Source organism: Mesorhizobium sp. M4A.F.Ca.ET.090.04.2.1, from assembly GCF_003999085.1.
Taxonomy (GTDB): Bacteria; Pseudomonadota; Alphaproteobacteria; order Rhizobiales; family Rhizobiaceae; genus Mesorhizobium.
Window position 1 is genome coordinate 1 of the sequence record NZ_RZOT01000154.1, and the last position, 11,241, is coordinate 11,241.

10 protein-coding genes are annotated in these 11,241 nt (G+C 64.0%); 6 read left to right on the forward strand and 4 right to left on the reverse strand.

Translation table 11 applies throughout. The features are described 5' to 3' along the window. Window positions 1–197 precede the first annotated feature (197 nt). Window positions 198–1,526, reverse strand: coding sequence for a tRNA uridine-5-carboxymethylaminomethyl(34) synthesis GTPase MnmE (mnmE, locus tag EN781_RS13205; protein ID WP_126057327.1), 1,329 nt, complete (start codon window positions 1,524–1,526; stop codon window positions 198–200). A 61-nt stretch (window positions 1,527–1,587) separates the two neighbouring features. Between mnmE and EN781_RS13210 the strand changes: the two genes are divergently transcribed. Then, the gene (locus tag EN781_RS13210; RefSeq protein ID WP_126057326.1) at window positions 1,588–3,615 is read left to right on the forward strand and encodes a thioredoxin domain-containing protein; all 2,028 of its coding nucleotides are present in this window, start codon (window positions 1,588–1,590) and stop codon (window positions 3,613–3,615) included. A 268-nt stretch (window positions 3,616–3,883) separates the two neighbouring features. Here the strand turns inward: EN781_RS13210 and rho are convergent, their stop codons facing one another. From rho to hemE, 3 genes are all read right to left on the reverse strand, one after another. Beyond that, window positions 3,884–5,149 (reverse strand): transcription termination factor Rho, encoded by a 1,266-nt coding sequence (gene rho / locus EN781_RS13215; RefSeq protein ID WP_112098117.1) that lies wholly within the window; start codon window positions 5,147–5,149, stop codon window positions 3,884–3,886. Between the two features lie 168 nt (window positions 5,150–5,317). Then, complete coding sequence (gene hemJ / locus EN781_RS13220; RefSeq protein ID WP_126057325.1) at window positions 5,318–5,848, reverse strand: protoporphyrinogen oxidase HemJ; 531 nt, start codon at window positions 5,846–5,848, stop codon at window positions 5,318–5,320. Continuing rightward, window positions 5,848–6,879, reverse strand: coding sequence for a uroporphyrinogen decarboxylase (gene hemE, locus EN781_RS13225; RefSeq protein WP_126057324.1), 1,032 nt, complete (start codon window positions 6,877–6,879; stop codon window positions 5,848–5,850). The genes hemJ and hemE overlap by 1 nt, the downstream gene beginning before the upstream one ends. Before the next feature lie 402 nt (window positions 6,880–7,281). Here hemE and EN781_RS13230 point away from each other — a divergent pair, with 402 nt between their 5' ends. The 5 genes from EN781_RS13230 to dnaQ all read left to right on the forward strand — a co-directional run bounded on the left by EN781_RS13230 (window position 7,282) and on the right by dnaQ (window position 11,238). Next, the gene (locus tag EN781_RS13230) at window positions 7,282–8,103 is read left to right on the forward strand and encodes a pyruvate, water dikinase regulatory protein (RefSeq protein WP_127400051.1); all 822 of its coding nucleotides are present in this window, start codon (window positions 7,282–7,284) and stop codon (window positions 8,101–8,103) included. 287 nt (window positions 8,104–8,390) lie between these two features. Beyond that, entirely contained in the window at window positions 8,391–8,990 is a 600-nt protein-coding gene (locus EN781_RS13240; protein ID WP_126057322.1) for a Maf-like protein, read from the forward strand. Beyond that, on the forward strand, window positions 8,983–9,822 hold the full coding sequence (locus EN781_RS13245) for a shikimate dehydrogenase (RefSeq protein ID WP_126057321.1): 840 nt from the start codon (window positions 8,983–8,985) through the stop codon (window positions 9,820–9,822). Before EN781_RS13240 ends, EN781_RS13245 begins: the two co-directional genes overlap by 8 nt. Window positions 9,823–9,835: 13 nt before the next feature. Then, window positions 9,836–10,441 carry a dephospho-CoA kinase gene (gene coaE, locus EN781_RS13250; protein ID WP_126057320.1) on the forward strand — a complete coding sequence of 202 codons (606 nt, stop codon included), beginning with the start codon at window positions 9,836–9,838 and terminating at the stop codon, window positions 10,439–10,441. A 74-nt stretch (window positions 10,442–10,515) separates the two neighbouring features. Next, window positions 10,516–11,238: a DNA polymerase III subunit epsilon gene (gene dnaQ, locus EN781_RS13255; protein WP_126057319.1), complete on the forward strand. Its 723-nt coding sequence runs from the start codon at window positions 10,516–10,518 to the stop codon at window positions 11,236–11,238. Window positions 11,239–11,241 lie beyond the last annotated feature (3 nt).

Below are 11,241 nucleotides of genomic sequence, written 5' to 3' on the forward strand. Positions count from 1 at the left end.
ACCACAACCACATCATAGTGATCGTTCATCTTTTCAATTCCAAAGACTGAGGATGACGGAGACATGTCCCTGCGGGGCTCCGCTGTCAAGAACGTAGGAGCGGTCTCGTTTCACGTGAAACAATGCCTGTCGTCTGGAAGCCCGGTGTTTCACGTGAATCGCGCTATCCGCCTACCCCCGACAATGTTTCACGTGAGTCATTTGCCGATGCAGAATTGTGAGAAGATCACGTCGAGCAGGTCCTCAACGTCGACCGCACCGGTGATTCGCCCGAGCCGATCCGCCGCCAGGCGTAGCTCCTCGGCGCGCAGTTCTTGGCCTCGCTGTACCGACAGCGCCGCTCCCAGGTGGAAGTTTGTCTCCTTGAGCAATTCGACATGGCGCAAGCGCGATGGCAGGACGTCGCCGATCTCCCCGGCAGCCGCTGCAGCGCGACGCCCGACCTCGGCTAGCAGCTCCGCCAGTCCGGTGCCATCCTTGGTCGAGATCACCGCGTCATAAAGCTTCGAGCGGTCAAAAGCCGGCCCGTCCGCAACAAGGTCCGCCTTTGTCCCGATCCTCAGCAGAGGCGCATCGGACGGCACCGCGCCGGCGTCGACGGGCGCCGCCATATCCTCGAGCAGCAGCAGCAGATCTGCACCACCCGCCTTCGCGCGCGCTTTCTCAATGCCGATCGCCTCGACCTTACCGGACGCCTCCCTTAAACCGGCCGTATCGATGACGCGGACTCGCATCCCTTCAAGGTCAAGCACCACTTCGAGCAGATCGCGCGTGGTGCCGGGTTCGTCGGTCACGATCGCGGCCTCACGCCGAGCGAGCGCGTTGAACAGGCTGGATTTCCCGGCGTTTGGCGCGCCGAGAATAACGACCTCGAACCCGTCGCGGATGACCTCGGCGGCGCGGAAGCCGTCGACATGGCGATCGATCTCGCCGATCATCGCCCGCACATCCGACCAGACCGTGTCCGAAACGGAACCCAGCACGTCCTCCTCGTCGGCAAAGTCGATCTCGGCCTCGATCATCGCCCGCGCATGGATGAGCCGCCGCCGCCATTCGGCGTAAAGCTCGCTTTGCGTCCCTTCGGCATTGCGCACGGCAAAGCGCCGCTGCGCCTCGGTCTCGGCATTGACGAGATCGGCCAGCGCTTCGGTCTCGACCAGATCGAGCCTGCCGTTGAGAAAGGCGCGGCGCGTGAATTCGCCGGGCTCTGCGTGCCTGACGCCGTCAAAGCCCGTGATGGTCTCCAGCATCTTGGCCGCCACGGCGCGGCCGCCATGAACCTGGAACTCGGCAATGTCCTCGCCGGTAAAACTGCCGGGGCCCGGCAAGAAGAGAACCAAACCCCGGTCGATCACCGATCCATCCGCCGCTGTCAGCTTGCGATAGACCGCACGACGCTCCTTAACCACTGATCCGGCAATCGTTTCGACCACGAATCGAGTCTTCGGACCGGAAATTCGGATGACGGCGATGCCGGCCGGCAAGCGTCCGCTCGACAAGGCAACAATCGAATCGCTCAAAATCATTTGCCCGCTCTACCGAACCGCCCTAGCTTCCCGCGCAACATCGTTAACCGAGTTTGCCGTCGTGACCTTGCCCGCGCAAAACCTGCTGGCCGAAGAGGCCAGCCCCTATCTGCAGCAGCACAGCGACAATCCGGTGCATTGGCGGGGCTGGTCGCCCGCGGCGCTCGCCGAAGCCAGGGAACTCGGACGGCCGATCCTGCTGTCGATCGGCTACGCCGCCTGCCACTGGTGCCATGTCATGGCGCATGAAAGCTTCGAGAACGACGCCGTTGCCGCCGTCATGAACCGGCTGTTCATCAATATCAAGGTCGATCGCGAGGAGCGGCCGGACATCGACCAGATCTATATGGCGGCACTGCATGCCATGGGCGAGCAGGGCGGCTGGCCGTTGACCATGTTCCTGACGCCCGAAGGCAAGCCGTTCTGGGGCGGCACCTATTTTCCGCGCGAGGCCCGCTACGGCCGGCCAGGCTTCATCCAGGTCATGGAAGCGGTCGACAAGGCGTGGCGGGAGAAGCAGGAGAGCCTTGGCCAAAGCGCCGACGGCCTGACCAGCCATGTCGAGGCGCGGCTGGCGGGAAGCCATGGCAAGGCGGTGCTCGATCGGGACACGCTCAGCGATCTTGCCGGCCGCATCGACGGCATGATCGACCGCGATCTGGGCGGCTTGCGCGGCGCGCCGAAATTCCCCAACGCGCCATTCATGCAGACGCTCTGGCTGTCGTGGCTGCGCGACGGGGTTGCCTCGCATCGCGACGCTGTCCTGCTCAGCCTGGAGAAAATGCTGGCCGGCGGCATCTACGATCACATCGGCGGTGGATTGAGCCGCTACTCGACCGATGCCGAATGGCTGGTGCCGCATTTCGAGAAGATGCTCTATGACAACGCCCAGCTCCTGCGCATGTGCAATTGGGCGTTTGCCGCCACCGGCAATAATTTATTCCGGATACGAATCGAAGAGACGGCCGCCTGGCTGCTGCGCGAGATGCTGGTCGATGGCGGCGGCTTCGCCGCCAGCCTCGATGCCGACAGCGACGGCGAGGAGGGGCTGTTCTACACCTGGAACCGCGACGAGGTCGAAGCCGTGCTTGGCGACGATTCGGCCTTGTTTTTCAAATACTTCGGCCTCGCTAGCCCGCATGGCTGGGAAGGCAAGCCGATCATCCGCCAAACCGCCGGCCAGCAAAAGCAAAGCATCGTCGACCAAGCCTTGTTCCTGCCGTTGAAGCAGAAGCTCCTGGCCGCCAGGGAACGGCGCGTCAGGCCCGGCCGCGACGGCAAGGCGCTGACCGACTGGAACGGCCTGATGATCGCCGCGCTTGCCGACGCCGGCCGTGCCCTGCAGCGACCCGACTGGATCGAGGCCGCCGCGCGGGCCTTCGCCCACATCGTCGAAGCGAGCCATGACGGCCGCCTGCCGCATTCCATGCTAGGCGCCAGGAAACTGTTCCCGGCCTTGTCGAGCGACTATGCCGCCATGACAAACGCCGCCATCGCACTCTTCGAGGCCACCGGCGAGACGGCCTATGTCGATCGCGCCAGGCATTTCATCGGACAGCTCGATCATTGGCACCAGGATGGCAACAAGACCGGCTATTATCTGACCGCGTCCGACAGTGCTGATGTTCCGATCCGCATCCGCGGCGATGTCGACGAGGCAATCCCGTCCGCCTCCGCCCAGATCATCGAGGCGCTGGTGCGATTGGCATTAGTCACCGGCGATTTCGACATGGAGCAAAAGGCCTGGACGACGGCCGAGCATGCCATGGGCCGCGCCGCGCAACAGGCCTATGGCCAGGCTGGCATCGTCAATGCCTGCGCGCTGGCGCTCGAGCCGTTGAAGCTGGTGCTGATCGACAATCTAGAGAGTCCAAGCCTCGTTCCGGTTGCGAATCGGAATCCCGACCCGCGCCGGGTGGATATCGTCGTTGCGGTCGGTACGGAAGCGAATCGACCGAGCTTGCCGGGTGGGGTGGTGCCGCCGACCGACAAGCAGGGCGCCTGGCTGTGCACCGGGCAGGTTTGCCTGCCAGTGGTTACCGATGCGGACGAGTTGGGGAAGCTGTTGCGGCGAGGAACAGGCACGTAACCCCAACCCCCTCTTCGAGCGTTGGCGCTGCCCCTCATCTGGCTGCCGCCATCTTCTCCCCGTAAACGGGGAGAAGGGCGCTGTCGCTGCCGATTTCGTCAATCGCCATCGTGGCAAGAAGAGTGCCGGCGTTGCGGCCAGCCTCTTTCTCCCCGTTCACGGGGAGAAATGCCCGGCCGGGCAATGAGGGGCGGCGCTGACCTCTGCGATTGGCTTGCCAACGATCGAGAAGGCGAGGGGAAGTTCCCCGCCTCGCCTTGTATCCCGACTACGTATTCATCGAATCGAAGAAGTCGGCGTTGGTCTTGGTCTGCTTCAGCTTGTCGATGAGGAACTCGATCGCGTCGGTCGTTCCCATCGGCGCCAGGATGCGACGCAGCACGAAGATCTTCTGCAGATCCGCGCGCGGCACCAGCAAGTCTTCCTTGCGGGTTCCGGACTTGAGGATGTCCATGGCGGGATAGATGCGCTTGTCGGCCACCTTGCGGTCGAGCTGGATTTCGCAGTTGCCGGTGCCCTTGAACTCTTCGAAGATCACTTCGTCCATGCGGCTGCCGGTATCAATCAGCGCGGTAGCGATAATGGTCAGCGAGCCGCCTTCCTCGATGTTACGGGCGGCACCGAAGAAGCGCTTCGGGCGCTGCAGCGCATTGGCGTCGACACCGCCGGTGAGCACCTTGCCGGAGGACGGCACGACGGTGTTGTAGGCGCGGCCGAGGCGGGTGATCGAATCAAGCAGGATGACCACGTCGCGGCCATGCTCGACCAGGCGCTTCGCCTTCTCGATCACCATTTCGGCGACCTGGACGTGGCGGGCGGCCGGCTCATCGAAGGTCGAGGAGATCACCTCGCCCTTCACCGAGCGCTGCATGTCGGTCACTTCTTCCGGCCGCTCGTCGATCAAAAGCACGATCAGATAGCATTCCGGATGGTTGGCGGTGATCGAGTGGGCGATGTTTTGCATCAGCACCGTTTTACCGGTGCGCGGCTGCGCGTTGATCAGCGCGCGCTGGCCCTTGCCGATCGGCGCCACCAGGTCGATCACGCGCGGCGAGATGTCCTTCGAGGTCGGATTGTCGACCTCCATCTTCAGCCGCTTGGTTGGATAAAGCGGCGTCAGATTGTCGAAGTGGATCTTGTGCCGGATCTTTTCGGGATCGTCGAAATTGATGGTATTGACCTTGAGCAGCGCGAAATAGCGCTCGCCCTCTTTCGGGCTGCGGATCGGTCCTTCGACCGTATCGCCGGTCTTGAGCGAAAAGCGGCGGATCTGCGACGGCGAGATGTAGATGTCGTCGGGACCTGGCAGGTAGTTTGCATTGGCCGAGCGCAGGAAGCCGAAGCCATCCTGCAGCACCTCGACCACGCCGTCGCCGATGATCTCGATGTCCTGGGCGGCGAGTTTCTTCAGGATCGCGAACATCAGCTCCTGCTTGCGCATCACGCTGGCGTTCTCCACCTCGAGCGATTCGGCATAAGCGATCAGCTCTGGCGGCTTCTTGTTCTTGAACTCGGTGAGTTTCATTTCTTGCATTAGATGGACTCTGGGTAGGCTTTGGGGAGAAAAATCGGCTGGATGCGACAAATGCCGGGCGCGGCCGAAAGCGAAAAAATGGGGCGGCGCATGACGGGAAGGAAGACCCGTCTTTTATCGTCGCTCGTCTGAAAGAGCAAGCCGCCTTTTGCGCCGTCGCGGGAAGCCTCAGAACGGCTTCACGACGACCAGGATGACGATGACGATCAGCAGCAATGTGGGGATCTCGTTGACGATCCGCCAGTGGCGCGCCGGCTTTTCATTCTTGTCCTCGGCGAATTTCCGCACCGCGCCGGCGAGATAGCCATGCAGCCCCGACAATACGAGCACCAGCGCTATCTTGGCGTGCAGCCAACCGCCATGGAAGGCAAAGCCCTTCCAGGCCAGCCAGAGCCCGAACACCCAGGTCGCGATCATCGCCGGATTGATGATGGCTCTGAGCAGCCGGCGCTCCATAACCTTGAAGGTTTCCGACTGCGCCGATCCCTTCTCGGCATCGGCATGATAGACGAAGAGCCGGGGCAGATAGAGCATGCCGGCCATCCACGAGATGACGGCGATGACATGGATGGCCTTGGCCCACAGGTAGAAGCCGTCGGACGCCACGAAGTAAAGCAGCGCAGTCGCGACGACCAGAGCGGCGATGCCGATCACCATGCGCTTCATCGCCTGGCCGGTGCTGTTGGTATTGTCAGCCATCAGCGCGTCGCGCTCCGCACCTGTTTCACCATCGCCTCGACATGCGCGATCGGCGTCTCCGGCGTGATGCCGTGTCCGAGGTTGAAGATCAGCGGCCCGCCGCCCAGCGTCCTCAGGATCGCGTCCACGCCGTCGGCCAGCGCCTTGCCGCCGGCCACCAGCCGGAGCGGATCGAGATTGCCCTGCACGGCGCCGCCAAGCTGCAATTCCTTCGCCATCGAGAGCGGCACCGTCCAGTCGAGGCCGAGGCCGGTGATGCCGGTCTTGGAGCGATAGTCGCGGTAGCGCTCGCCGGCGCCCTTCGGAAAACCGATGACCGGAACATTCGGGTGGACCGCCTTCACTTGCCGCGCGATCTCGGCCACCGGCTCGACGCAGAAAGCCTGGAAGGAAGGCTCGTCCAAAACACCGGACCAGGAATCGAAGATCTGCACCACATCGGCGCCGGCTTCGATCTGGCGGATGAGATAAGCGGCCGAATGATCGGCCAGCACTTTCAACAGCCGCGCGAAGGCCTCCGGCTCGCGATAGGCGAAAAGCCGCGCCGGCGCCTGGTCCGGCGTGCCCTGGCCTGCGATCATATAGGTCGCCACCGTCCACGGCGCGCCGCAGAAGCCGATCAGCGTCGTCTCGTCAGGCAGTTTGGCGCGCAACCGGCGGACGGTCTCGTAAACCGGTTCGAGATTCACGTGAAACAAATCGCCGGTGAGGCCCGCAATCTCCGAAGCCGAGATCGGCGTCAGCATCGGCCCGCGGCCCTCTTCGAAGCGGACGTCTCGGCCGAGCGCGTTGGGCACCACAAGGATGTCGGAGAACAGGATCGAGGCATCGAAGCCGAAGCGCTCGATCGGCTGCAGCGTCACTTCCACCGCAAGGTCCGGATCGTAGCATAGATCGAGGAAGGAGCCGGCGCGCTTCCGGGTCTCTCTATACTCCGGCAGATAGCGGCCGGCCTGGCGCATCATCCAGATGGGCGGAGGAAAGACAGGCTCGCCCCTCAAAACGTCCAGCATGATCCGTTTTCCAGGCATTCAGCGTCGCCTCTCAAGGGTCCTCTTAAATCAAATATCTATTTTAAAAGAGTCTTCTGATTCTAAGAGTCTGTTGGTTGTGGTGGTTGCGACCTGTCCAGCCTGCCGCCCGAAAAGGCCAGTCAGCATATTGTCGCGCGGTCCCGATCGCGATTTGGAGGGTTTTGGGGAACAACCGGAATTCTCCTTCCGAGTCAGCAGCTTGGCCTTTCGCTCCCAAATTTCGGGCTGTGGATGAAATCGGCCAAGAAAAGTTGATCCCCAGTTTTGTCCCCAGCGCCCCGACAAAGCCTACAGCAGGGCGAATTGTGGACAACCCACCATCTGATACAGTCGCTCTCGCCCCCTTCGCGTCTTTGTCCGATCTTGTCCACAACTGCCCACAGCCTGGAACCCGCGCCTGTGAACAAACCCCAGAGCTTCTTTCACCTGCACCTGATTTCCGACGCCACCGGCGAGACGCTGCTGGCGGCCGGCCGCGCCGCCTCCGCGCAATACAAGGACGCGCGCGCCATCGAGCACATCTACCCGCTGATCCGCACCGAAAAGCAGGTGGCCAAGGTGTTCGAGGATATCGAGGAAGAACCCGGCATCATCCTCTACACCGTCGTCGACCAGAAGCTCGCGCGCGGCATCGATGAGCGCTGCGCGGCGCTGGGCCTGCCTTGCGTCTCGGTGCTCGAGCCGGTGCTTGCCGTCTTCCAGTCCTATCTCGGTACGCCGGCCGGCCGCCGCGTCGGCGCCCAGCACGTGCTCGACGCCGAATATTTTCGCCGCATCGATGCGCTGAACTTCACCATGGAGCATGATGACGGACAGCTGCCCGCCAACATGGACGATGCCGACATCGTGCTGATCGGCATTTCGCGCACCTCCAAGACGCCGACCAGCATCTATCTCGCCAACCGCGGCATCAAGACCGCCAACATCCCGATCGTGCTCGGCGTGCCGGTGCCGGAGAGCCTGGTCAACGCCAGGACGCCCTTGATCGTCGGCCTGATCGCCACCGCCGAGCGCATCTCGCATGTCCGCCAGAACCGCATCCTCGGCAACACCAGCACATACGTGCCGTCCGACTATGTCGACCGCGCCGCGATCAACGAGGAGCTCGCCTATGCCCGCCAGATCTGCACAAGGCATGGCTGGCCGATGATCGATGTCTCCCGTCGTTCGATCGAGGAGACGGCGGCGGCGATCGTTGCCCTGCGGGGAAAGTCGAGATAGATGAGCAAAGAAGCTAGTTTTGCGAGTCACCTTGGCGGAGGTCGGCGCCGCCCCTTACCTGCCTGCCGGCATCCTCTCCCCGTATAGGGACGGGGAGAGGGGCGCTGGTGTCTATGGTTTCGCCAATCGCCAGCGCTGCTGGAAAGAGCGCCTGCGCTGAAGCTGGCCCTTTCCCCCCGTCTCTATACGGGGAGAAATGTCCGGCAGGACAATGAGGGGCGGCGCCAACTCTACAATAGCAAGGCTTTGCATACACCAACCGTCCCTTGTCCGCGTCCGAGTACAAAATGACCGAGAAAATCATCCTCGCCTCCGGCAGCCCGTTCCGCAAGGCGATGCTGGTCAATGCCGGCGTCGAGATCGAGGCGGTGCCGGCCGAGGTCGATGAGCGCGCGCTCGAGGCGCCGCTCAAGCATAGCGGCGTGTCGCCGGAGGACGTCGCGCTGGTGCTTGCCGAGGCCAAGGCGACCGAGGTCAGCGAGCGCAGGCCCGGCGCGCTGGTGCTCGGCTGCGACCAGACGCTGTCGCTCGGCGACGAGGTGTTCCACAAGCCGGCCGACATGGAAGGCGCCCGCCGCCATCTCCTCGCCCTGTCCGGCAAGACCCATCAGCTGAACAGCGCCGCCGTGCTTGCCCGCGACGGCGCGGTGCTGTGGCGGCATGTCGGCATCGCCAGTCTCACCATGCGCAAACTGGAGCCAGCCTTCATCGGCCGCCATCTGGCGCGTGTCGGCGACAAGGCGCTGTCGAGTGTCGGCGCCTATCAGATCGAGGGTGAGGGCATCCAGCTGTTCGAAAAAATCGAGGGCGACCATTTCACCATCGTCGGCCTGCCGCTTCTGCCGGTTTTGGAGAAGCTGCGGGAGCTCGGAGCAATCGATGGCTGAGGCAGCGAAAAAAGCTTTCGTTACCGGCCACCCGATCGCGCATTCGCGCTCGCCGAAAATCCATGGCTACTGGCTGGCCAAGTACGGCATCGACGGCAGCTATCAGGCCATCGATGTCGCGCCGGACAATTTCGCCGCCTTTGTGGACGGACTTCGGAATAATGGCTTCCAGGGCGGCAACGTCACCATCCCGCACAAGGAGGCGGCCTTCGCGCAGGTCGAGCGTCGCGACGAGGCGGCCGAAGCGATCGGCGCCGTCAACACGCTGTGGTTCGAGGACGGACAATTGTGGGGCGGCAACACCGATGCCTACGGCTTTGCCGCCAATCTCGATGACTACGCGCCGGGCTGGGCTTCGAATGGCCCCGCCGTGGTGCTTGGCGCCGGCGGCGCGTCGCGCGCTGCCATCCAGGCGCTGATCGAGCGCGGCGTGAAGGACATCCGCATCGTCAACCGCACGCTGGCGCGGGCCGAGGAGCTCAGCCGCCGTTTCGGCGAGGGCGTCTCCGCGCATGGCGCCCATGCTGTCGGCGACCTGCTTACCGATGCCGGCCTTCTCGTCAACACCACGGCTCTCGGCATGCATGGCAATGAAGGCCTGTCCGCCGATCCGGCGGGCCTGCCCGGCCATGCCATCGTTACCGACATCGTCTACGTGCCGCTCGAGACACCGCTCCTCGCCGCCGCCAGGGGGCGCGGCCTGTGGACGGTCGATGGGCTCGGCATGCTGCTGCACCAGGCGGCGCCCGGGTTCGAACGCTGGTTCGGCGAGCGGCCCGAGGTCACCGCCGAGCTCAGGCGGATGATCATCGCTGACATCGAAGCCCATTGATGAGGCGCCGGCTATGATCGTGCTCGGCCTCACCGGATCGATCGGCATGGGCAAGTCGACGACGGCGAAGATGTTTGCCGAGGCCGGCGTGCCGGTGCACGATTCCGACGAGACGGTGCATCGCCTCTATGCCGGTAAGGCCGGCCCGCTGGTCGAGGCCGCCTTTCCCGGCACCACCGATGCGGGTGTCGTCGACCGCGCCAGGCTCGGTGCGCGGGTGCTCGGCGATGCCGCGGCCCTGAAGCGGCTGGAAGCGATCGTCCATCCGCTGGTCCGCGCCGATGCCGACGCCTTCCTTGCCAGGCACCGCGCCGCCGGCGCGCCGCTCGCCGTGCTCGACATTCCCTTGCTGTTCGAGACCGGCGGCCGCGACCGCGTCGACAAGGTCGTGGTCGTCACCGCCCCGGCCGAAGTTCAGCGCGCGCGTGTGCTGGCGCGTCCCGGCATGAGCGAGGAGAAGCTGGCCGCTATCCTCGCCAAGCAGGTGCCCGATGCCGAAAAACGCCGCCAGGCCGATTTCATCGTCGACACCGGCCAGGGCTTTGACGCCGCGCGCGCCGCGGTCGCGGCCATCATCGCCGAATTGGCGGGGGATAAGTCGGGCAAGGACGCTTCCTGACGCCTGCTGTCAGCAGTCCCCATTGCCATTTTGTTCCGTTGGATGATTCTGCTCGTTCAGAGTGGACTGATTCGATGCGCGAGATCATTTTCGATACCGAAACCACCGGCCTCGACATGCGCGAAGACCGCATCATCGAGCTCGGCGGCGTCGAGTTGGTCAACCGCTTCCCGACCGGCCGCACCTTCCACAGATTCATCAACCCGCAGGGGCGGGCGGTTCATGCCGAGGCGCAGGCCGTGCACGGCATCAGCGCCGCCGACCTGGTCGGCAAGCCGATCTTTTCGGAGATCGCCGAGGAGTGGCTGGCCTTCACCGACGGCGCCAAGCTGATCGCCCACAACGCCAATTTCGACATCGGCTTCCTCAATCTCGAATTCGGCCGGCTCGGCCATCCCGTCATCGATGTCGGCCGCGTCGTCGATACGCTGGCGCTGGCGCGCCGCAAGCACCCGATGGGTCCGAACTCGCTGGACGCGCTCTGCCGCCGCTACGGCATCGACAACACCCACCGCACCAAGCACGGCGCGCTGCTCGATTCCGAATTGCTGGCCGAGGTCTATATCGAGCTCATCGGCGGCAAGCAGGCGGCGCTGATCCTCGATGCGGTGGCGGTGCAGATGAACGGCGCCGGCGAGGTGGCCGACATCGACATCTCCATCGGCGCGCGGCCGATTGCGCTCCCGCCGCGCCTCACCGAGGCCGAGCGCGCCGCGCATGCCGGCCTGGTGCGCACGCTCGGCGAAAAGGCGCTGTGGCTGAAGGTGGAAGCCGAAGCCGGGGTGGCTCAGAACTAACAC